The organism is Acuticoccus kandeliae (assembly GCF_003073115.1).
The window spans coordinates 264,503-286,460 of the sequence record NZ_QBBV01000004.1 but is presented as its reverse complement, the minus strand read 5'-3'; the positions used below and the strand labels follow the sequence as shown (position 1 = coordinate 286,460).

At 69.7% G+C, this 21,958-nt stretch carries 22 protein-coding genes; 20 read left to right on the top strand and 2 right to left on the bottom strand.

From position 1 onward, the window contains the following. From DBV35_RS24540 to DBV35_RS24485, 12 genes are all read left to right on the top strand, one after another. The gene (locus DBV35_RS24540; RefSeq protein WP_108663029.1) at nucleotides 1–804 is read left to right on the top strand and encodes an ABC transporter permease; all 804 of its coding nucleotides are present in this window, start codon (nucleotides 1–3) and stop codon (nucleotides 802–804) included. Further along, nucleotides 801–1,841, top strand: coding sequence for an ABC transporter ATP-binding protein (locus DBV35_RS24535; RefSeq protein ID WP_108663028.1), 1,041 nt, complete (start codon nucleotides 801–803; stop codon nucleotides 1,839–1,841). The genes DBV35_RS24540 and DBV35_RS24535 overlap by 4 nt, the downstream gene beginning before the upstream one ends. Beyond that, entirely contained in the window at nucleotides 1,841–2,665 is an 825-nt protein-coding gene (locus DBV35_RS24530; protein ID WP_108663027.1) for a phosphodiesterase, read from the top strand. The genes DBV35_RS24535 and DBV35_RS24530 overlap by 1 nt, the downstream gene beginning before the upstream one ends. 150 nt (nucleotides 2,666–2,815) lie before the next feature. After that, on the top strand, nucleotides 2,816–3,481 hold the full coding sequence (locus tag DBV35_RS24525; protein WP_157961955.1) for a GntR family transcriptional regulator: 666 nt from the start codon (nucleotides 2,816–2,818) through the stop codon (nucleotides 3,479–3,481). Between the two features lie 299 nt (nucleotides 3,482–3,780). Then, nucleotides 3,781–4,536 (top strand): ABC transporter ATP-binding protein, encoded by a 756-nt coding sequence (locus tag DBV35_RS24520; RefSeq protein WP_108663025.1) that lies wholly within the window; start codon nucleotides 3,781–3,783, stop codon nucleotides 4,534–4,536. Further along, on the top strand, nucleotides 4,533–5,258 hold the full coding sequence (locus DBV35_RS24515) for an ABC transporter ATP-binding protein (protein WP_108663024.1): 726 nt from the start codon (nucleotides 4,533–4,535) through the stop codon (nucleotides 5,256–5,258). The genes DBV35_RS24520 and DBV35_RS24515 overlap by 4 nt, the downstream gene beginning before the upstream one ends. Next, on the top strand, nucleotides 5,255–6,154 hold the full coding sequence (locus DBV35_RS24510; protein WP_108663023.1) for a branched-chain amino acid ABC transporter permease: 900 nt from the start codon (nucleotides 5,255–5,257) through the stop codon (nucleotides 6,152–6,154). Before DBV35_RS24515 ends, DBV35_RS24510 begins: the two co-directional genes overlap by 4 nt. Beyond that, nucleotides 6,151–7,131 carry a branched-chain amino acid ABC transporter permease gene (locus tag DBV35_RS24505; protein WP_108663022.1) on the top strand — a complete coding sequence of 327 codons (981 nt, stop codon included), beginning with the start codon at nucleotides 6,151–6,153 and terminating at the stop codon, nucleotides 7,129–7,131. The genes DBV35_RS24510 and DBV35_RS24505 overlap by 4 nt, the downstream gene beginning before the upstream one ends. Next, nucleotides 7,128–8,396: an ABC transporter substrate-binding protein gene (locus DBV35_RS24500; RefSeq protein ID WP_108663021.1), complete on the top strand. Its 1,269-nt coding sequence runs from the start codon at nucleotides 7,128–7,130 to the stop codon at nucleotides 8,394–8,396. Before DBV35_RS24505 ends, DBV35_RS24500 begins: the two co-directional genes overlap by 4 nt. Before the next feature lie 2 nt (nucleotides 8,397–8,398). Continuing rightward, nucleotides 8,399–9,463, top strand: a complete 1,065-nt coding sequence (locus tag DBV35_RS24495; RefSeq protein WP_108663020.1) for an aldo/keto reductase — start codon at nucleotides 8,399–8,401, stop codon at nucleotides 9,461–9,463. Nucleotides 9,464–9,479: 16 nt separating this feature from the next. Then, entirely contained in the window at nucleotides 9,480–9,827 is a 348-nt protein-coding gene (locus tag DBV35_RS24490; protein WP_108663455.1) for a TIGR04076 family protein, read from the top strand. Between the two features lie 61 nt (nucleotides 9,828–9,888). Continuing rightward, entirely contained in the window at nucleotides 9,889–13,206 is a 3,318-nt protein-coding gene (locus DBV35_RS24485) for a molybdopterin-dependent oxidoreductase (RefSeq protein ID WP_108663454.1), read from the top strand. Between the two features lie 10 nt (nucleotides 13,207–13,216). Here DBV35_RS24485 and DBV35_RS24480 read toward each other — a convergent pair whose 3' ends face one another. Together DBV35_RS24480 and DBV35_RS24475 are read right to left on the bottom strand one after the other, a co-directional pair. Next, a complete protein-coding gene (locus DBV35_RS24480) occupies nucleotides 13,217–13,948 on the bottom strand; it encodes an aspartate dehydrogenase domain-containing protein (RefSeq protein WP_108663019.1) in 732 nt (243 codons plus the stop codon). Next, entirely contained in the window at nucleotides 13,945–14,424 is a 480-nt protein-coding gene (locus tag DBV35_RS24475) for an Lrp/AsnC family transcriptional regulator (protein ID WP_108663018.1), read from the bottom strand. The genes DBV35_RS24480 and DBV35_RS24475 overlap by 4 nt, the downstream gene beginning before the upstream one ends. Before the next feature lie 159 nt (nucleotides 14,425–14,583). Here DBV35_RS24475 and DBV35_RS24470 point away from each other — a divergent pair, with 159 nt between their 5' ends. The 8 genes from DBV35_RS24470 (at nucleotide 14,584) to DBV35_RS24435 (ending at nucleotide 21,931) form a co-directional block, all read left to right on the top strand. After that, a complete protein-coding gene (locus DBV35_RS24470) occupies nucleotides 14,584–15,333 on the top strand; it encodes an aspartate/glutamate racemase family protein (RefSeq protein ID WP_108663453.1) in 750 nt (249 codons plus the stop codon). Nucleotides 15,334–15,372: 39 nt separating this feature from the next. Next, nucleotides 15,373–16,749, top strand: a complete 1,377-nt coding sequence (locus DBV35_RS24465; RefSeq protein WP_205648851.1) for an NAD(P)/FAD-dependent oxidoreductase — start codon at nucleotides 15,373–15,375, stop codon at nucleotides 16,747–16,749. A 98-nt stretch (nucleotides 16,750–16,847) separates the two neighbouring features. Beyond that, nucleotides 16,848–17,960: an ABC transporter substrate-binding protein gene (locus DBV35_RS24460; protein ID WP_108663017.1), complete on the top strand. Its 1,113-nt coding sequence runs from the start codon at nucleotides 16,848–16,850 to the stop codon at nucleotides 17,958–17,960. A 64-nt stretch (nucleotides 17,961–18,024) separates the two neighbouring features. After that, nucleotides 18,025–18,939 (top strand): branched-chain amino acid ABC transporter permease, encoded by a 915-nt coding sequence (locus tag DBV35_RS24455; RefSeq protein ID WP_108663016.1) that lies wholly within the window; start codon nucleotides 18,025–18,027, stop codon nucleotides 18,937–18,939. Next, the gene (locus tag DBV35_RS24450) at nucleotides 18,932–19,972 is read left to right on the top strand and encodes a branched-chain amino acid ABC transporter permease (RefSeq protein ID WP_245944076.1); all 1,041 of its coding nucleotides are present in this window, start codon (nucleotides 18,932–18,934) and stop codon (nucleotides 19,970–19,972) included. The genes DBV35_RS24455 and DBV35_RS24450 overlap by 8 nt, the downstream gene beginning before the upstream one ends. Continuing rightward, a complete protein-coding gene (locus DBV35_RS24445) occupies nucleotides 19,969–20,721 on the top strand; it encodes an ABC transporter ATP-binding protein (RefSeq protein WP_108663015.1) in 753 nt (250 codons plus the stop codon). The genes DBV35_RS24450 and DBV35_RS24445 overlap by 4 nt, the downstream gene beginning before the upstream one ends. After that, nucleotides 20,721–21,425 carry an ABC transporter ATP-binding protein gene (locus DBV35_RS24440; RefSeq protein ID WP_108663014.1) on the top strand — a complete coding sequence of 235 codons (705 nt, stop codon included), beginning with the start codon at nucleotides 20,721–20,723 and terminating at the stop codon, nucleotides 21,423–21,425. Before DBV35_RS24445 ends, DBV35_RS24440 begins: the two co-directional genes overlap by 1 nt. After that, nucleotides 21,422–21,931 (top strand): L-2-amino-thiazoline-4-carboxylic acid hydrolase, encoded by a 510-nt coding sequence (locus tag DBV35_RS24435; protein ID WP_205648850.1) that lies wholly within the window; start codon nucleotides 21,422–21,424, stop codon nucleotides 21,929–21,931. Before DBV35_RS24440 ends, DBV35_RS24435 begins: the two co-directional genes overlap by 4 nt. The last annotated feature ends 27 nt before the right edge of the window (nucleotides 21,932–21,958 follow it).

Below are 21,958 nucleotides of genomic sequence, written 5' to 3'. Positions count from 1 at the left end.
ATGGCGCGCCCGCTCTCCTTCTGGCTGCAGCTCGCCTTCACGGTGTTCGTGGCGGCCTTCCTCATCGTGCCGGTGATCCTGTCGATGCTCGCCGGCGTCACAGCCAACTACATGCGCGGCCTCTCCTCGGGGCTGACGCTGAAATGGGCGGGCGAGGTGTGGGGCCTCTACCAGGGCACCATCTTCCTCTCCCTCCAGGTGGCGCTCGCGACGCTCGTCGTGACGCTCCTCATCGGGGTGCCGGCGGCCTGGTTCCTGGTGCGCCATCCCTCGCGCCTGTCGCGCATGTTCGAGGAGGTCATCACGCTGCCGGTCGCGATCCCCGGCCTCGCCATCGCCCTCGCGCTGATCCTCATCTATGGCGGCGTGCGCGACTTCCGCGCCTCGTGGCTCTTCATCCTCGTCGGCCACGTCCTCTACACGCTGCCCTTCATGGTGCGCTCGGTGATGGCCGTGCTCCAGGCGATCGACGCGCGCACGCTGGAGGAGGGGGCGGCCTCGCTCGGCGCCTCGCCGCTGAAGCGCTTCCTCACGGTGATCGTGCCGAACGCACGGCCCGGCATCCTCGCCGGCGCGCTGATGGTGGTGACGCTCTCGCTCGGCGAGTTCAACCTCACCTGGATGCTTCACACCCCGATGACGAAGACGCTGCCCGTGGGCCTTGCCGACTCCTACGCCTCGATGCGCCTCGAGATCGCGTCCGCCTACACGCTCGTCTTCTTCATCATGATCATTCCACTCCTCGTCGCGATCCAGCTCATGGGCGGCGGCCGTTTCGGCGGAAGCCGGAAAGGGACACGATGACCACCCAGACGCGCCATGGCGCCGCCGTCGACGTGCGCGGCGCGGCGAAGACCTTTCCCGACGGCACGAAGGCCCTCCAGCCGACCGACCTCCACATCGAGACCGGCGAGACGCTCGTCCTCCTCGGCCCGTCCGGCTGCGGGAAGACGACGCTCCTGCGCCTCATCGCCGGCCTCGAGACGCCCGACACGGGCGGCGCGATCCTCTTCGACGGGGAGGACGTGACACCGAAGCCCATCGAGGCGCGCGGCGTCGGGATGGTGTTCCAGTCCTACGCGCTCTTCCCGAACATGAACGTCATCGAGAACGTCGCCTATGGCCTGAGGGTGCGCGGCGTCGCGAAGGTGGAGCGGCTGAAGGAGGCGCAGGCCCACCTGGACCTCTGCCGCATCGGCGACCTCGCCGGGCGGGCGATCACCGACCTCTCGGGCGGCCAGCGCCAGCGCGTGGCGCTTGCCCGCGCGCTCGTCGTGAAGCCGCGCATCCTCCTCCTCGACGAGCCGCTGACCGCGCTCGACGCGAACCTGCGCGAGGCGCTGCGGGCCGAGATCAACGACCTCCTGCGGGCGCTCGCGATCACCTCGGTCTACGTCACCCACGATCAGGCCGAGGCGATGATGCTCGGTGACCGGATCGCCGTGCTCGACAAAGGGCGGATCGCCCAGATCGGCACCCCGCGCGAGATCTATGGCCGCCCGGCGACACCGTTCGTCGCCGCCTTCCTCGGCGTCGCGAACCAGATCGCGGGCCATGTCACCGACGGGGTCTTCCACTGCGAGTTCGGCGCGGTGAAGGTGCCGCTGGCGGACGGTCCCGCGACCATCCATTTCCGCCCCGACGAGGCCGAGATCGCGCCGACGGGGGAGGGCGGGCTGCACCTCGATGTCGCGAGCGTCACCTTCCTCGGCGCGAGCCAGCTCCTCGCCGTCGGCACCGAGGCGCGGCCTCTCCGGCTCGTCGTCCCGGCCCATCACAACCTCGAAGCGGGCGACCGCGTGTCGATCCATCTGCGTCCCGAAACGATCAAGACCTTCTGATGACCCTTCTCATTGCCCAGCTGAGCGACACCCACATCCGTGAAGGCGGCGCCTTCGCCTATGGCGCGGTGGACACCAAATCCTTCCTCGAGCAGGCGGTCGCGCACCTCAACGCGCTCGACCCCCAGCCTGACGCCGTGGTTCTCTCCGGCGATCTCGTCGACTATGGGACCGATGCGGAATACGCCTATTTCCGCTCCCTGATCGCGCCCCTGAAGGCGCCGCTCTGGGTGATCCCCGGCAACCACGATTCGGCGCGCATCTGGCACGCCTTTCCGGAGGCCGGCGCGCTGCGCGGCGGGGAAGGGCTCGGCTACAAGGTGGAGGTCGGGCCGCTCTCGCTCCTCATGTTCGACAGCACCGTCGAGGGCGAGCACCACGGCCATGCGAGCGAGGCGCGCTGCGCCTGGCTCGCCGACGCGCTTGCCGCGACGGACGGGCCCTCGCTCCTCTTCCTCCACCATCCGCCCTTCCTCACCGGCATCGGCCACATGGACCGCAACAATTGCTGGGAGGCGGAGCGGCTCGCGGCGACGGTCGCGCCCGCCTCCGGGCTGCTCGCGATCGGGTGCGGCCACATCCACCGCATGATCACCGCGACGGTCGGCGGCCGGCGGGCGATGATCGCCCCGTCGCCCGCCCATGCGGTGAGCCTCGACCTGCGCGAAAATTCGCCCGCGACCTTCCACCTGGAGCCGCCCGCGATCCTCGTCCACCGCGTGACGCGGACGGAAAGAGGGTGGACGCACGTCTCCCACCAATCCTTCATCGGCGACTATCGCGGACCCTTCCCCTTCTTCCAGACGGACGGCGCGCTGGTCTGATCCGGCGCCCATAGGGCGGGATGCGCTTTGCGATTGCGCGGCAGTCGCCAATCGCGCGGAAAGCGCGCTAGTGTCTGCGCCTCATAGGCGGCCATCGTCGCGGAGGCGGATCTGAAAGCGCTATCCCACCTCGCCGGCCCGTCCCCGATCGTGAGTTTCGATCGGGGCACGGTGCAGACCCAGGTCCACGCGCATCTGCGCCGCCTCGTCATGCTTGGCCACTACCGGCCCGGCCAGGCCCTCAAGCTGCACGACATCGCCGATGCTCTCGGGACGAGCCCGCAGCCGGTGCGCGAGGCCGTGCGCCAGCTCGTCAGCGAACGCGCGCTGGAGGCGGTGCCGAACCGCAGTGCCCGCGTCCCCGTCGCCGACAAGGAAAAGCTCGACGATCTGGAGCGGGCGCGCATCGTCAACGAAGGCCTCGCGGCCGAGCTTGCCGTCCCGCGCGTCACCCGCGCCGACATCACGGCGCTGGCCGCGATCGTGAAGGCGGAGCGGCGGGAGCTGAAGGCGTCCGGCATCGAGGCGTCGGTCGCGAAGAATCTGGAATTCCACGCGACGCTCTACCGGATCTCCGGCTCGCGCGTGCTGCCGCCGATCATCGAGAGCCTGTGGCTCCAGTTCGGCCCCTATATCCGCCTCGCCGCGGAGGCCTTCTACACCGTGAACGACGGCAGCGACTTCCACCGCGCCGTGATCGAGGGGCTGAAGGCGGGCGATCCGGCCGCCGTCCGCGACGCGCTGGAGCGCGACATCCGCCGCTCGTTCGACATCGTGCGGGCGATGACGGGCAACCAGGGATCGCGGATTCTTTGATCAAAGATTCAGCGGCGGGACGGGCTACCGTGATCGCCGAGTGGCGCGCTCGCGCGCGCACGGGCGGGTGTCATTTCGTGTAACTCGCTGAGAATGCTGGGTGGTTTCGGCGGGTAGAGTGGAACTTGAAGACGGGGCGATGATGCTGCCATCGGAGGCGCAAAGGGTGATTGAAGCCCAGCCGAACTGCTGTCATGATTTGATCAAATTCAGCGAGACGAGGGACCCGAGTGGAGCGATCCGCGTGCCATCCGAGCGTGCCGTCGACCGGCCGGCCCCGCGCCAGGCAGTGCTGACCCTTGCTTGAGGCCCGCCATATCAGCTTCGGCTACGACGCGCTGAAGGCGGTGGACGACGTCTCGCTCGCCTTCGCGTTCGACCGGATCACGGCGCTGATCGGTCCGAACGGGGCGGGGAAGACGACGCTTTTCAACCTGCTGGCCGGGGCGCTGAAGCCGCAATCGGGCGAGATCCTGCTTGCGGGCGAAGCGCTCACCCCGCTGCCGCCGCACGCGATCTTCCAGCGCGGCCTCGCCCGCACCTTCCAGATCCCGCGCCCCTTCGGCCAGCTCTCCGTCCTCGAAAATCTCCTCGTCGCGGCGGACGAGACGCCGGGCGAGCGCTTCTATGACGGCTGGCTGCGCGGCGGCGCGGTGAAGCGGCGCGAGCGCCAGCTTACCGAGCGGGCGCGCGAGCTCCTCGATTTCGTGACGCTCGACCATCTCGCCGACGAGCCGGCCCGCACCCTCTCGGGCGGCCAGCAGAAGCTCCTGGAGCTCGCGCGCATCCTCATGAAGGAGCCGCGCATGATCCTGCTCGACGAGCCGGCGGCGGGCGTGAACCCGGCGCTCCTCCAGGTGATCGTGGAGCGGATCGAGAAGATCCACGCGCGCGGCATCGGCTTCGTCATCATCGAGCACAATATCGACCTCGTGACGCGCATCTGCGACCCGATCGTGGTGATGGCGGAGGGGCGCGTGCTCGTGGAGGGCAGCGCCGAGACGGTGCGTAACGACCCGCGCGTCATCGACGCCTATCTCGGTGACGCGCCATGAGCGCAATCCTCGCCATCGACAACCTCGTCGCGGGCTATCACCGCGACCTTCCGATCGTGCATGGCGCCTCGCTCGACGTCGCGCCCGGCGAGGTGGTAGTGCTCCTCGGGCCGAACGGGGCGGGCAAGTCGACCCTCATGAAGGCCGTCGCCGGCCTCACGCCGACCTTCTCCGGCACCGTCTCGCTCGACGGGCGCTCGGTGGAAGGCCAGTCGGCCGAGGCGCTCACCGCCGCCGGCCTCGGCTTCGTCCCCCAGCTCCAGAACGTGTTCGTGACCCTCACCGTCGACGACAATCTGCGCGCCGGCGCATACAGCCTGCCGCGCGCCACCGCCCGCAAGCGGATCCGCGAGGCGTACGAGCGCTTCCCGGACCTTGCCGTGCGGCGGCGCAATCTCGGCGGCCAGCTCTCGGGCGGGCAGCGCCAGATGCTCGCCGTCGCGCGCGCCCTCATCCTGACACCGCGCATCCTCCTCCTCGACGAGCCGAGCGCGGGCCTCTCGCCAAAGATGGCGCAGCAGATCTTCGCCTCGGTGCGCGAGATCGCGGCATCCGGCGTCGCGATCCTGATGGTGGAGCAGAATGTGCGGGCGGGTCTTTCCGCGGCGGACCGCGCCGTGGTGCTCGCCGAGGGGAGGGTGGCGCTTGCGGGACCGGCCGCCGGCCTCAACGAGGACCCGCGCCTCAAGACGATCTTTCTCGGCGGCGAGGTGGCGGCATGATCGGTCAGCTCCTCGTCGACGGCGTGCTCACCGGCGCGATCCTCGCCCTCGGGGCGATCGGCATCACGCTGTGCCTCTCGGTCCTGCGCTTCGCGAACTTCGCCTATGCCGAGCTTCTGACGGTCGGCGCCTACGCCTCGCTCGCCGTCGTGTTCGCGATCGGGGGGACGGGGTTGCCGATCGGGCCGTTCTCGTTCGGCATCTATCTCGGCCTCGCCGTGCTCGTCTCGATCGCGATCACCGCGCTCGCGGCGCTTCTCGGCGAAAGTCTCGTCTTCGCGCCGCTCCGGCGCAACAACGCCAACTCGCTGGTGCTGGTCTTCGCCTCGTTCGGGCTCGCGCTCGTCGTGCGCAACCTCGTGCTGCTCTTCTTCGGCCCGCAGCCTGAATATTATAGCCGCGAGCTGCAGATCGCGATGCGCCTGCCGGGCGGCATCCGCATCATGCCGGACCAGGTGGTGGTGCTCGCGACCGCCTTCGCCGCGCTCGCCATCCTGTGGTGGTTCCTCCACCGCACACGCTACGGGCTCGCGATGCGGGCGGTGTCAGAGAACACCGCGCTCGCGCAGGTCTGCGCCATCAGCCCGAAGACGGCGATCTGGGTGACGTGGTGCGTGATCGGCGTCCTCGGCGCGGTCGGCGGCACGCTCTTCGGCCTCACCGTCCAGCTCCGGCCGGAGATGGGGGCGAGCCTCCTCCTGCCGCTCTTCACCGCCGCCGTCCTCGGCGGGGTCGGCAGCATACCGGGCGCGGTCATCGGCGGCCTCGTGGTCGGCATCGCCGAGAGCCTGTCGCCGCTCGTGCTCCCCACGGCCTACCGCTCGATCGTGCCCTTTCTCATCCTCATCGGGTGCTTCCTGATCCGCCCGCAGGGCCTCTTCGGGAAAAGCCAATGATAGGTGTGTTCTCCTACGCCCTCTTCTTCGTCACGATCGCCTCGATCTTCGCGATCGCGACGCTCGGGCTGAACCTGCAATGGGGGCAGTGCGGCCAGTTCAATGCCGGCGTCGTCGGCTTCGTGGCGGTGGGGGCCTACACGCAGGCGATACTGACGGTCGGCGCCAATCCCGAGTTCATCAGCGGGATCGGCCTGCCGTTCCCGCTCGCCCTCGTCGCGAGCATCGCCATCACGGCGGTCGTCGCCCTCCTCATCGGGCTCCTCACGATCCGCCTGCGCAGCGACTATCTCGCCCTCGCGACATTCGGCATCGCGGCGACGATCCAGCTCCTCCTCATGAACCTCGACCCGCTGACGGGCGGGGCGCGCGGCATCCCCTCGATCCCGCGCCCCTTCTCGGGCCTGCCGCCGATCCAGTTCGCGCTCGCCTTCTGCGCGATCACGGTGGGGCTGGTGCTCGTCTCGGTGTTCCTGCTCGGCCGCCTCGTCGCCTCGCCCTATGGCCGCCTCCTGCGTGCGATCCGAGACGACGAGGTCGCGGCCGCCTCGCTCGGCAAGCCGGTCGCGCGCATCCGCGTCACGGCCTTCGTCATCGGCGCGTCCTTCATGGGGCTCGCCGGGGCGCTCTACGCCTCCTTCGTCGGCTATGTGAGCCCGTTCGATTTCCTCCCCATCATGACGTTCCAGATCTGGGCGATGCTCATCGTCGGCGGGTCGGGGAGCAACAAGGGGGCGGTGCTCGGCGCCTACGTCGTGTGGGGGCTGTGGAGCCTCAGCGGCGTCGCCGTCGTCTCGATCCTGCCGACCGCGCTCCAGACGCAAGGCGGCGCGATCCAGGCCATCCTCATCGGCACGCTTCTCATTCTCATGCTGATCGGGCGCCCGATGGGCCTCGTCGGCACCTACCGCAAGTCCGCTTCCATGCGGCGCAGACCCTCAAACCCACGCAAACTGTTCGGGAGACAGACGCCATGAAGACATTCGGTCTGGGCCTCTTGGCCCTCGCGGCGCTCGCCGCCGCTCCGGGATCGGCCAGCGCGCAGGATGTGTCCTGCCCCGTGCGCCTCGGCTCGATCATCCCGCTGACCGGCCCGCAGGGCCCGATCGGCAAGCCGATCGCGGACACCGCCCAGCTCGCCGTCGAGCACATCAACGAAGCCGGCGGCATCAAGGGCTGCCCGGTCGAACTGATCCTGCGTGACGACACCGGCCAGCCGACCGTCGGCCTCGACGCCGCGCGCTATCTCGTCGACGTGCAGAAGGTGCCCGCGATCGTCGGCGTCGTCGGCTCCGGCATCGCGCTCCCGATCGTGAGCTCGGTCACCACCGCGGCGAAGGTGCCGATGGTGTCGTGCTGCGCGGTGACGCCGACCCTCACCAAGATGGCCGAGAAGGGCGAGACCGACGGCTACTTCTTCCGCACGATCCCGACCTCGCGCGTGATGGGCGTCGCCCACGCCGTGGCGGCCACCGACCGCGGCTACAAGAAGGTCGCCGTGATCTACGTGAACAACGATTTCGGCCTCACCCTCACCGACGACTTCAAGAAGGCGTTCGAGGCGATGGGCGGCGAGGTGCTCGGCACCTTCGCCTACAACGAGAACCAGCCCTCCTATCGCGCCGAGGTGCAGGAGGCGATGGCGCTGGAGCCGGACGCGCTCGTCCTCCTCGCCCTCTCCCAGGACGGCGCCACGATCGCGCGCGAGTGGATCTCGCTCGGCGGCACGCAGAATCTCGTCCTCCACAACACGCTCCGCTCGCAGGACTTCATCGACGCGATCGGCCCGCGCTATCTCGCGAACGCCGCCGGCATCGACAACGCCCAGGTCGAGGGCGCCTCGGTCGACGCCTTCAACGCCGCCTATGAGGCGAAGTTCGGCAAGCCGCCGGTCGGCCCCGGCCTTCACACGGTCTACGACTCGGTGGTCGTCACCGCGCTCGCGATGGAAGCGGCCGACACGATCGACGGCACCGCCATCCGGGACAATCTGCGCGTCGTGACGAGCGCCGACGGCGAAGTCGTCGTGCCGGGTCCCGAGGGCCTCAAGAAGGCGCTCGAGCTTCTGAAGGAGGGCAAGACGATCCGCTATACCGGCGCGACCGGCCCCTTCCAGTTCGACAAGAATGGCGACGTCTCCGGCCCCGCCCTCATCTGGGAGATCAAGGACGGCGCGCTCGTGACGCAGAAGGTGATCACGCTTGAAGAGATGGACGCGCTCTTCAAGGAGATCGGGTTCTGACCATGGCGGCGAACACCAACGCGGAGCGGGTCGATCTCGCTCCGGACCTCAGCGTCTCGCGCATCACCAAGGGCAACTGGCAGCTCGCGCAGCGGCACGGCCCCGAGGTCGAGCGCGAGGTCGCGATCGAGGACATGCGCCGCTTCGTCGAGGCGGGCTTCACCAACTTCGACTGCGCGGACCACTATGTGCAGGTGGAGGAGCTGATCGGCGAGTTCCGCACCCGCTACCCGGACCTTGCCAAGCAGCTGACGGTGCAGACGAAGGTCGTCCCCGACCGGGACGTGCTGCCGCGCATCAAGAAGGCCGACATCGAGTTCGTCGTCGACCGCGCGATCAAGCGGCTCGGCGTCGAGGTGCTCGACCTCGCCCAGTTCCACTGGTGGGACTATGACGTGCCCGGCTATGTCGAGGCGATGGGCTGGATGCAGGACCTCAAGAAGGAGGGCAAGCTCCGCTACGTCGGCACGACCAATTTCGACTGCCAGCGGATGAGCGAGATCATCGAGTCCGGCGTCGAGATCACGAGCCATCAGCTCCAATATTCGGTCATCGACCGGCGGCCGGAGCACGGCATGGTGGCGCTCGCCGAGAAGCACGGCTTCGGGCTGCAATGCTATGGCGTGGTGGCGGGGGGCTTCCTGTCGCCGAAATATCTGGGCGCCGCGGATCCCGCGGCCCCGCTCGCGAACCGCTCGCTGGTGAAGTACCGGCTGATCCTCGACGAGTTCGGCCCGTGGTCGCTCTTCCAGGAGATGCTCACGGTGCTCGCCGCGGTCGGCGAGAAGCACGGCACCAACCTCTCGAACGTTGCGATCCGCTACGTGCTCGACAAGCCGCAGGTCGCGACCGCGATCGTCGGCGCGAAGACGGCCGAGCACCTCGAGGCGCTGAAGGCGGTGGCGAGCCTCAAGCTCGACGCCGACGACCGCGCCGCCATCGAGGCGGTGATCGCCAAGGGGGCGGGGCCGGAGGGCGACTGCTACGCGCTCGAGCGGGTGCCGGGCGGACGCCACACGACCATCATGTGGACCAACCAGAACCTCAAGGGAGTCGGTGCCCGCTAGGGCGCCGGAGATGACGATGGAAGACGATTCCTTCGAGCTCTACGACCTCAAGGTCGAGGTGGTGCATCGCGACACCTCGCGCCCGATGGTGTGCCGCCACCAGGTGGGCGACCATTTCTACCTGCGCGGCGGGAACCTCGAATTCCCCGTCGAGCGGCCCCGCTTCGGCTACTATGCGATGCTCGCGGTGCTGCCCTTCCTGATGGCGAAGCAGCGCCCGACGCAGCGGACGGACTGGATGTCGACGGACGCCGAGATCGGCTGCACCGACCCCAATTGCGGCGGTGCCTTCCGCATCACCCGGCTCGACAAGCAGACCTACCGCCACAGCGAGTACACCAAGGAGGCGCTGCCGCCCGCGTAGCGATCCGCCCGCGCGGCGGCCGGCGAGCCGCCCGCCGCGCGCCACCACCGGGGCCATGGCGATGACCGAGGAATTTGCCGGCTATTGCACGCTGTGCCGCTCGCGCTGCGGCACGCTGAACGACGTCGAGGATGGACGCCTCGTCGCGGTGCGGCCGCTCCCCGGCCACCCGACCGGCAGCGCGCTCTGCGCCAAGGGGCGGGCGGCCCCGGAGATCGCCCATTCCTCGCGCCGCCTGACGCGGCCGCTCCGCCGCACCAACCCCAAGGGCGCGGCCGATCCCGGCTGGATTGCGATCTCCTGGGACGAGGCGCTCGCGACGATCGCCGAGCGCATCGGCGCGATCCGCGAGAAGGACGGGGCTGAGGCGGTCGCCTTCGCCGTGACCTCGCCGAGCGCCACCCCCATCGTCGACAGCGTCGACTGGGTGATGCGCTTCGTCCACCTCTTCGGCAGCCCGAACCTTTGCACCGCGACGGAGATCTGCAACTGGCAGAAGGATGTCGCGCACGCCTTCACCTTCGGCGTGCCGATGCCGCTGCCGGACTATGAAGAGACCGATCTCGTCATCCTGTGGGGCCACAATCCTGGGAGCGTGTGGCTCGCCGAGGCGGGCGCGCTCGGTGAGGCGCTGCGGTGCGGGGCGCGTCTCGTCGTCGTCGACCCGCGCCCGACGGCCCACACGCGCGAGGCCGCCCACTGGCTCGCCGTCCGGCCGGGGACCGACGCCGCGCTCGCCCTCGGCCTTGCCCATCTCCTCATCGAATCCGGCCGCTTCGACGCGGCCTTCGTGCGCGAATGGACGAACGGTCCCGCCCTCGTACGCGCCGACACCGGCGCGTTCGCGCGTGACCCCGAGGGCCGGCTCCTCGTCCTGCGCGACGGCATCCCTGAGCCGCTCGACCCCGCCGCCGATCCGACCGGCACCGACGCCGCGCTCTTCGGCGAGGCGACCGTCGACGGGGTGCGCTGCGAGCCGGCCTTCGCGCTCTTCGCCCGCCGCGCCGCGTCGTTCCCGCCCGAGCGCGTCGAGGCGATCACCGGCATCCCGGCGGCCTCGGTCCGCGCCGTCGCCGACGCGATCGCCAGCGCGCGGTCGGTCTCCCAATATGCGTGGACGGGGGTCGGCCAGCACGGCAATTCCACACAGACCGCGCGGGCGATCGCGACCCTCTATGCGCTCACCGGCCATTTCGACCGGCCGGGCGGCAACCGCGTCGCGGAGGGCGTCCCGGCGGGCGCGATCGCGGGGCCGGGCCTCCTCTCCGAGGCCCAGCGCGCGAAGGCGCTCGGCGCGGGGACACGGCCGATCGGCCCGGCCGCGCTCGGCATGGTGACGGCGCGCGAGATCTACGATGCCGTCCTCGACGCGCGGCCCTACAAGGTGCGCGCGCTGGTGACCTTCGGCGCGAACCTCCTCCTGTCCCGCGCCGACGTCGATCGTGGTCTCGACGCGCTCCGTGCCCTAGACTTCGCCGTCCATTGCGACCTCTTCGAGACGCCGACGGGGCGCGAGGCGGACATCCTGCTGCCGGTCTCCTCGCCCTGGGAGCGGGAGGGGCTGCGGATCGGGTTCGACTTCGCCGCGCCCGGCACCGAATGGGTGCAGCTTCGCCAGGCGATGATCCCGCGCCAGGGCGAGGCGCGGTCGGACGCCGAGATCGTCCTCGCGCTCGCCGACCGGCTCGGCTTCGGGGGAGAGATGTTCGGCGGCGACATCGAGGCGGGCTGGCGCCACCAGCTCGCCCCCCTCGGCCTCTCGCTGGACGCCTTGCGCGCCGTGCCGGAAGGGATCGCCATTCCCGCCCCGCGCCGGGCGCGGAAATATGCCGAGCGCGACGCGGGCGGCGCGGTGCGCGGCTTCGCGACCGAGAGCGGCCGGGTGGAGATCTACTCGGAGCTCTTTCTGCGCCACGGCGAAGACCCGTTGCCGGTCTTCACCCCGCCCGAGGGGGACGGACCCTTCGTGCTCGGCAGCGCGAAGAGCGGCTACTACTGCCAGAGCCAGCACCGGCACGTCGCCTCGCTGCGCCGCCGCGCGCCGGAGCCCGCGATCACCCTCGCGGCCGACATCGCCGCCGCGCGCGGGATCGCGGACGGTGACGCGGTGGAGGTCGCGACGCGCACGGGCAAGGCCCGCTTCACGGCGCGGATCGAGCCGCGCATGGCGGCGGGCGCGGCGATCGCCGAGTTCGGCTGGTGGCAGGCCGACCCCGATCTCGGCCTCTCCGGCTACGACCCCATCCGCGACGAGGGCAGCAACTTCAACCGCCTCGTCGACAGCGCGGGCGCCGATCCGGTGAGCGGCGCGCCGGCGCTGAAATCCTTCCCGTGCGACATCCACCGCATCCCTGCCACCGTGCCCCCGTGGCCGGGGACGCTCGTCATCGCGGCGCGCGAGGTGCACGGCGACACGGTGAGCCTCCATCTCGCCCGCCCCGACGGCGCGCCGCTGCCGCCCTTCCGCCCCGGCGCCTATATCGCGCTCGCGGCGGACATCGACGGCGAGGGCGCCGTCGAGCGCTGCTATTCGCTGGCGGGCGCGAGCGGGCCGGATGGGGTCGCGACCTACCGGATCGCGGTGCGCAGGGTCGGGGACGGGCGCCTCTCCCGCTGGCTGACGACGCGGGCGGCCGTCGGCGACCGGCTCGCCGCGAAGCCGCCCGCCGGGCGCTTTCTCCTACCGGTGGAGGCGGACTTCCCGGTGGTGCTCCTCGCCGCCGGGATCGGCATCACGCCCTTCCTCGCGCATCTGGAGGCGCTGCGCCGGTCGCCGCGACCGGCCGAGACGGTGCTCCATTATGGCTACCGCACGCCCGCCGACCGCATCTTCGGGGCGGAGATCGACGCCGCGCGCGCCACTGCCTCGCTCCGGATCGTCGAGCATCTGTCGCGGCCGGGCGAGGCGGATCTCGCGTCAATGGGGGACGCGCGGGCAGGCCGCCTCGACGCCGCGTCGGTCGACCAGCATCTCATCGACCGGCGGGCCCGCTTCTACATCTGCGGCCCCGGCGCGATGATCGAGGAGATCCGGGCCGGACTCATCGCCCGCGGCGTGCCGCGCTTCGAGATCTTCAGCGAGGTGTTCCGCTCCTCCGGCGCGCTCGCCGCCCCGCCGAGCGCCGGGCCGCACCGCGTGCATTTCGTCCGCACGGGCCGCAGCGCCGTCTGGACCGCGGCGGACGGCGACCTCCTCGCCTTCGGCGAGGCCCACGGGGTGGCGTTGCCGTCCGGGTGCCGTGTCGGCCAGTGCGAAAGCTGCGCCGTCACCCTGCTCGAAGGGGAGGTGCGCCACGTCGCGCCCGTCGCCGAGCTCGACGACGGCGTCTGCCTCTCCTGCTGCGCCGTGCCCGCCGGGGACATCGTCCTCGACGCGTGAGGCGGGCGGCTCAGCCCACCCGGATCGGCTGAAGCTCCTGCCGCAGCGCCGCGATGATCGAGGCGGAGACCGGCTGGATGCGCCGCGCCGGATCGGGCTCCACGGTGAGGCGCGAGGTGAAGTGGCCTGCGCGCCCCGAGACGGTGAGGGAGAGCGTGTGCGCGCCGCCGGGGCCGGGGTCGGAGAGGCGCACCCGCGTCGCCGCCGGGCCGGGCCCCGCGAGGGCGGAGGTCGCGGCGATGTTGATCTCGTTCGGATAGGCCGCGACCGCCTCGGCGAGCGTTCCCTCGAACGGCGCCTCCATGCCCGGAATGCCGGGCCGCGCGGCTTCGACGAGGAGGCGCGCGTCGGGGTCGGCGGCGGCCGCCGCCACCGCGTCGAGCCCGCCGATCGCCCCGGACATCAGGCGCAGGCGATGGCCGTGCGCCTCGGCGGCGGCCGCGAGGCTCGCATAGAGGGCGGTGTCGACGAGGGCGGAGGCGCTGATCGTCCAGGTCTCGGCGACTTCCAGCGCGCGGGCGCCGTAGGTGCGCAGCGCGACGGGGCCGGCGGTGTCGATGACGAGATCGGCCGGCGTTGCGAAGAAGCGGTCCGGATCGGTCGTCGCGCGCGGGTCGGCATGGTCGCGCCGCGTCAGAATCGCGGCGATCGTCCAGGACGGGTTCGCGTCGACATGGGCGACGACCGGCGCGCCGATGCGTCCGGTCCCCATGAGGAGGATGCGCCGTGGCTCCCGGCTCATCGCGTGCCGAGATATTTGGTGGGCACGGCTGTCGTGTATTTCATTTCTTCCATCGCGATCGAGGAGGAGATGCCGGCGAAGTCGATCTTCGTGATGAGGAGATTATAGACCTCGTCGAGCTTGGCGACGTCGGGCACCACGATGCGCAGAAGATAGTCGGTGTCGCCCGTCAGGCGATAGGCCTCCACCACCTCCGGAATGTCGGCGATGACGCTGCGGAAGGCGACGAGCCACTCGCGCGAATGCTGCGCGCGGATCGCCATGAACACCGTCATCGCGACGTTCGCCTGCGCCCGGTCGAGGAGGGCGACGCGGCGGCGGATGATCCCGTCCTGCTCGAGCCGTCGCACGCGGCGCCAGCACGGGGAGGGGGAGAGGCCCACCTTCTCGGCGATCTCGTTCGTCTGCAGCGAGGCGTCCTCCTGCAGGAGGTCGAGGATGCGGCGGTCGATCTCGTCGAGTCGGGTCTCGGTCATCCGATTCGTGTCCTTGCCACGGTGACGCAATCCATTTGCGCGTAAATTCCGAATGGCGCAACTAGATTGCAGAATCTGGCGCGGCTGCGCCGAAAATCGCAACCAACCACCGGGCCGATGCTGGTAGATTCGAAGCGTTCCAACATCGAGGGTGAAGGCATGCGTTGCATCGGGTTGCTCGGCGGCATGAGCTGGGAAAGCACGGCCGTCTATTATCGTCGCCTCAACGAGGTGGTGCGGGATCGCTTCGGCGGCCTGCAGTCGGCGAGCATCCTGATGCGGTCGGTCAATTTCGCGGACATCGTCGCCCTCCAGAAGGCGGGCCAGTGGGACAAGGCGGCCGAGATCCTCGCCGCCGACGCGCGCGCGCTGGAGGATGCCGGGGCGGACTGCATCCTCATCTGCACCAACACGATGCACATCCTCGCCGACGCGATCCAGGCGGCGATCTCGATCCCGCTTCTCCATATCGCCGACACCACCGGCGAGGCGTTGCGCGCGGCCGGCGCGAAGAAGCCGCTTCTCCTCGCGACGCGCTACACGATGGAGCAGGCTTTCTATCGCGACCGGCTCGCCCAGAAATACGGGATCGAGGCGGTCGTCCCGGCCGAGGCCGATCGCGGCCTCGTCCATGACGTGATCTTCGAGGAATTGTGCTGCGGCGTCGTGAAGGAGACCTCGCGCGCGGCCTATCTCGACATCATCGCCCGCGCCGGCGGCGACATCGACTGCGTGATCCTCGGCTGCACCGAGATCGGCCTTCTCCTCGACCAGGCCTGCGTGCCGCTGAAGGTGTTCGACACCACGCTCATCCATGCGGATGCGGCCGTCGACTTCGCGACGGGCGCGGCGCGGGCCGAGCCTGCCGGCGCGGAACGCTCTTTTGCATTGGAGAGCGCGGTCGGCTAGCGTCCCGACCGACCATGCCGGTGTCGGGGCGAGCCGTCTTTGCTGGAACGGAAGAAGACGCACGATCGAACCAATAGGGCCGCCACCACCGGGCGCGATCGCGCGCCTGAACCGGGGCGGCCGGCCCCCTCGCTTTGGGCCGACACCGCCGTCGCGGCGCCGGTCCTCTCGTCGCTCCAAGGCGATGAGCGCGCCGACGTCGCGATCATCGGCGCCGGCTTCACAGGCCTTTCCACCGCGATCCACCTTGCCGAGCGCGGCGTCTCCGTCGCGGTCGTGGAGGGGGAGGAGGTCGGCTTCGGCGCCTCCGGCCGCAACAACGGCCAGGTGATCCCGACCCTCTCACGCCTCGACCCGACGGACATGGCGGCGCGCTTTCCGGTGCGCGGCGCGGACGACAAGCCGGTCGGCGAGCGCCTCGCCGCGCTGGTGCGCGACAGCGCCTCGATCGTGTTCGACCTCATCCGCAGGCACGATCTCGCCGCCGAGGCGGAACAGACCGGCTGGCTCCAGCCGGTCCACACGCCGGGGCGGATGCGGCTCGCCGAAAAGCGCTTCCGCGAATGGGACGCGATCGGCGCGGACGTCGCCCTTCTCGACCGCGCGGCGATGGCGGCGGCGCTCGGCAGCCCCGCCTATCATGGCGGCATCCGCATGGCGACGGGCGGCCACATCAACCCGCTCGGCCTTGCGCGCGAGATGGCGCGCGCGCTCGTCGGCCTCGGCGGGCGGATCTTCGTCCGCGCCCCGGCGACCGGGGTTGAGGCGGGCGGGCCGGGCTGGCGCGTCGCGACGCCGGGCGGATCGCTCTCGGCCGAAAACCTCATCGTCGCGACCAACGCCTACACCCACGACATCTTCGACCCGCTGCGCCGCTCGGTGGTGCCGGTCGCGTCCTGGCAGATGTCCACGACGCCGCTCGATCCGGCCGTCCGCCGCACGATCATTCCGGGCCGCGAGGCCGCGTCCGACACGCGGGGGGATCTGCGCTTCTTCCGCCACACGGCGGACGGGCGCCTCGTCGCGGGCGGGGCGCTCATCGTCCCCGCCGACGGGGTGGGGAAGCTGAAGGCGATGGTCGGCGCGCGCCTCAGGGAGACCTTTCCACAGATCGGTGACGTGGCGTTCGACCATGTCTGGAACGGCTATATCGGCATGACGCCGGACTTCGCGCCGCGCCTTCACGCGCTCGGGAAGGGCGCCTATGGCTGGGTCGGGTGCAACGGGCGCGGCGTCGCGCTCTCGATCTCGCTCGGCCGCGAGCTCGCCCGTCTCATCGCCGGAGAGGATCGCGGCGCGCTTGCGCTTCCCTTCGAACCGATGGCACCGATCCCGCTGCACCGGATCGCGACCGAGGTTGCGCCCCTGATGCTCGCCCGCTTCCGCTACAAGGACAGCCGCGAGATCGGGGCATGAGGTTCGGCCGCGCCCTTGCATCCGGGACCCGTATGGCGGGCCGGCCGCGGGGCGGCGGACGCAGAAGAGAACGAGACACGAAGGCAGGAGGCTACACGATGAAGAAGAGAACCGGCGCCGCACTGTTCGGCGCCCTCGCGGCCGCGCTCGTCGTGACCGGGGCGCACGCGCAGGATCCGGTCAAGATCGGCTACCAGCTCCCCCTCACCGGCGAGACGGCCCAGTACGGGCAGGGCTTCCGCAACGCGGCGGAAATGCAGCTCGAGAAGTTCAACGCCTCCGGGCGCATCCCCGTCCCCGTGGAGATCGTCTACGAGGACAGCCGCTCAGACGCGAAGGAAGGCGTGACCATCGCCCGCAAGTTCGTGGACGACCCGGCGATCGTCGCCGTCCTCGGCGACTTCACCTCCACGGTGTCGATGGCCGCCGCGCAGGTCTACCGCCAGGCCGGGATGCCCCAGCTCTCGCAAACCGCCTCGCACCCGGACTACACGAAGATCTCCGAGTACCAGTTCCGCAACATCACCACGCAGAACCAGGAAGGCCCCTACAACGCCGACTGGTTCACCGAGCTCGGCTTCAAGAAGGTCGCGGTGATCGCGGAACAGACCGACTGGGGTCAGTCGGTGGTGGACGGCTTCGTGAAGAAGTTCGAGGAGAATGGCGGCGAGATCGTCTTCTCCGAGTTCTTCAACCGCGGCCTCAAGGATTTCCGCTCGGTCATCACCAAGATCGAGCGCGCGGCGCCCGACGCCATCTACACCGGCTTCTTCTATGAGGACGGCGCCAACTTCCTGCGCCAGGCCAAGCAGCTCGGCGTCGATATCCCGATCTTCTCGACCTCCGCGGCCTACAACCCCGCCCTCATCGATCTCGGCGGCGACGCGGTGAATGGCCTGCGCCTCACCGTGACCTTCCTGCCGACGAGCGACGATCCCAACGTGAAGGCGTTCGTGGACGAGTATACCGAGCGCTATGGCGAGGCCCCCGGCCAGTTCCCGGCCCAGGCCTATGACGCGGTCGGCATCATGCTCGACGCCGTGGCGAAGACCTATCCGGACACGACGCGCGCCACGATGCGCGACGCGCTCGCCGCGACGAAGGACTATCCGGGCGTCACCGGCATCACGACCTTCGACGAGAACCGCGAGCCGGCGAAGGAACTCGCCAAGGCGGAAGTGAAGGACGGCGCGTTCGTCGCCCTTCCGTGACCATCCGGGCAGGCGCCGCGCGCGCCTGCCCTCCACCAAGGGCCCCTCACGCGAAAGCCAGGCGATGATCGACCCCTACTACCTCCAGCAGCTCGCGATCGGCCTGTCGCTCGGCATGACCTACGCGCTGATGGCGATCGGCTTCACGCTGATCTTCGGCGTCCTGAACGTCGTGAACTTCGCCCATGGCGAGGTCTACACGATCGGCGCCTTCGCGAGCCTCGTGCTCATCACGGCCCTCGCGCCGCCCTTCATCGCGGTGGTGGTGTTCGCGCTCGCGGTCGGCGCGCTCGCCGGCTTCTCGCTGGAGCGCATCGCCTTCAAGCCGTTCCGCCGCTTCACCGACGAGGCCTCGCTGAAATCGCGCGCGATGCGCGAGGCGACGCTGCTCTCCTCGCTCGCGGTCTCCATCATCGCCCGCGAGGCGATCGAACTGGTGTTCGGCTCGCAGCAGCAGGCGGTGCCGTTCGAATATCTCATCAACGAGCCGATCCGGCTCGGCCCGGTGGTGATCGTCACCGGCGACCTCATCATCTTCGGCGTCTCGGCGCTGATGCTGATCGGCCTCCAATTCCTCCTGACGCGCACCCAGGTCGGCCTCTCGATCCGCGCCGTCTCCAACAACCCGCTCGGCGCGCGCTATGTCGGGATCAATGTCGACCGCACCATCATCATGACCTTCGTCATCGGCGGCATGATGGGCGCGGCGGCGGGCATCCTCGTCGGCCTCTATTATGGCGTGATCTTCCCGGCGATGGGGTTCATTCCGGGCGTGAAGGCGTTCGTCGCGATGGTGATGGGCGGGCTCACCTCGATCCCCGGCGCGGTCATCTGCGCGATCATCCTCGGTCTTTCGGAATCGATGGCGGTGACCTTCATCTCCTCCGGCTGGGCCGACATGGTCGCCTACGGCTTCCTCATCGTGACGCTCATCTTCTTCCCCCAGGGGCTCTTCGGCGCGAGGCGCGAACGTGTCTGATCCGACCCGTCCCGCGCTGTCGTCCGTCAGCGGCGGCGTGCGCACGCTCATCCTGCCGGTGCTCCTCGCGCTCGTGATCTTCGTCGTCGTGCCGCTGGTGCTGTCCTCGTTCGGGCGGGGCTATTTCTGGCAGATCGCGAACATCGCGCTGATCTTCATCCTGCTCGCCGCCTCGCTCCACGTGGTGACGGGCGTCGCGGGCCTCCTCCATCTCGGCCACGCCGCCTTCTACGGGGTGGGGGCCTACACGGCCGGCCTCCTCGCCAGCGAGCAGGGCATGCCCTTCATCGTCACGGTGCCGGCGGCGGCGGTGGTGACCGCCTCGATCGCCTTCCTCGTAGCGCTGCCCACGATGCGGCTCGTCTCGATCTATTTCGCCGTCGCGACGCTCGCGATCGGGCAGATGATCTACCTCGTGCTCCTCAACTGGGTGTCCTTCACCCACGGGCCGAACGGGGTGATCCTCTTCTCCGGCCTCAACCTCTTCGGGCTCGACCTCTCCTCGCCGGTCGCGACCTATCTCGTGGTGGCGGTGATCGTCTCGTTCTCGATCCTCCTCATCCACCGCATCAGCCACTCCTATTATGGCAATGCCCTCCGCTCCCTGCGCGAGGACGACCAGTGCGCCGACGCGATGGGCGTGCGCACCGTGCGCCTCAAGATGGAGGCGTTCGTGATCTCGGCCGCCTTCGCCGGCATCGCGGGCGCGCTCTGGGCGCACACGACGGGCTACATCTCGCCGGGCGATTTCGACTTCGCCGAGTCGATCCTCATCCTCGCGATGGTGGTGGTCGGCGGGCTCGGCAGCCTGCCGGGCGCGGTGATCGGCGCGCTCCTCCTCATCCTCCTGCCGGAGGTGCTGCGCGAGGTCGGGGACGTGCGCAACATCATGGTCGGCATCGTGATGTTCCTGTCGATCCTGCTCCTCCCGAAGGGCCTCTTCGGCGAGGTTTCGGCCCTCTCGATGATCCGCCGCCAGTTCGGCGACGCCTGGCGTCGCGACGAGAGCGGCAAGGGGGTCGGCTGGCGATGAGAGACTTCCTCACCATCCAGAACGCGACGCGCCGTTTCGGCGGCCTCGTCGCGGTCGACAACGTGACGACGCGCGTCGACAAGGGTCAGCTCGTCGGCCTCATCGGGCCGAACGGGGCGGGCAAGACGACCCTCTTCAACCTCATCTCCGGCTTCACCCCGCTCAGCTCCGGCGATGTCTATTTCAAGGAGACGCGCCTCAACGGGCTGAAACCGAACCGCATCGCGCGGCTCGGCATCGGGCGCACCTTCCAGAATCTGCGCGTCTTCCCGAACATGACCGTGTTCGACAACGTCTCGGTCGGCGCCTTCGGCACGCACCCGCAATCGCTGATCGACGCGCTGCGCCCCGGCAGCAAGCGGGCCGAGATCATCTCGGAGCGGGTCTGGGCGGCGCTGGAGCGGTCCGCGCTCGCGGACGTCGCGACCGAGCTCGCGGCGAACCTCTCCTACGGCAAGCGCAAATATCTGGAGATAGCGCGCGCGCTCGCGATGGAGCCGGAATTCCTGATCCTCGACGAGCCGGCCGCCGGCCTCAACGATTCGGAGACGCTGGAGCTTGCCGCCTTCATCCGCTCGCTGCACGCCGACGGGCTGACGATCATGCTCGTGGAGCACGACATGGGCCTCGTGATGAGCGTGTGCGAGCGCATCGTGGTCCTCGCGTCCGGCCGCAAGATCGCCGACGCGGACCCCGACACGGTGCGCGCCGATGCGGCCGTCCTCGAAGCCTATCTGGGGACCGAGTGATGAGTCTCGCTGAAATCCGCAACGTCTCGGTGAAGATGGGGATCCAGGAGATCCTCCACGGCGTCTCGCTCGACGTGCCGAAGGGGGCGATCGTCGCCGTGCTCGGCGCGAACGGCGTCGGCAAGACGACGCTGATGCGGGCGATCTCCGGCGTCTACAAGGTCGCCTCCGGGGAGATCCTCCTCGACGGCCAGCCGATCACCAACATGGCGAGCCACAAGATCGTCGAGCAGGGCGTCTGCCAGGCCCCGGAAGGGCGGCAGATCTTCTCCAACATGTCCGTGCGCGAGAACCTCGTTCTCGGCGGCGGGACGAAGGGGCTCGGCGAGCTCGACAAGGTGCTGACGCTCTTCCCCGTGCTCAAGGAGCGGATGGGGCAGGGGGCGGGCTCGCTGTCCGGCGGCGAGCAGCAGATGCTGTGCATCGCCCGCGCGCTGATGGCGCGCCCGAAGCTCCTCCTCCTCGATGAGCCCTCGCTCGGCCTCGCCCCGAAGCTCGTCGCGCTGATCTTCGAACTGGTGTCGCGCATCCGGGAGGAGGGTGTGTCGATCCTCATCGTGGAGCAGAATGCGCGCGCGGCGCTGAAGGTCGCCGACCACGCCCACGTCATCGACGCGGGGCGCATCGTGCTCTCCGGCCCCTCGGCCGAGCTTCAGTCCGACCCGCGCATCATCGAGGCCTATCTCGGAGGACACGTCGCATGAGCGAGACGAAGAGCGAAGAAGACGTCGCGGCCGAGGCGATCGCCGCGCTGCCGATGCTCGCCCGCCGCCGCATCGAGGCGGAGATCATCCGGCCCATCTATGCCGAGCTGAAGGAACGGCTCGGCGAGGCGGAGGCCGACGCGCTCCTCACCCGCGTGATCCGCACCAGCGCGATCGCGCAGGGCGAGTCGATGGCGGCCGCTCAGGGCGGCGACAAGGGCGTTTCGGGCTTTGCCGCGCTCCTGCCGCGCTGGACCGCCGGCGGCGCGCTCGAGATCGAAGAGAAGGACAAGGGGCCCGACCATCTGGAGTTCGACGTGGTGCGCTGCCGCTATGCGGAGATGTATCGCGAGATGGGCCTCGGCCATATCGGCCACATCCTGTCGTGCAACCGCGACGGGACCTTCTGCGAAGGCTACGACAAGCGGATCGAGTTCCACCGGACCCAGACGATCATGGGCGGTGCGAGCCACTGCGACTTCCGCTACCGGATGCGCGAGGGCTGAGCGCCCCCCGCACGCGGCGAGGGGCGG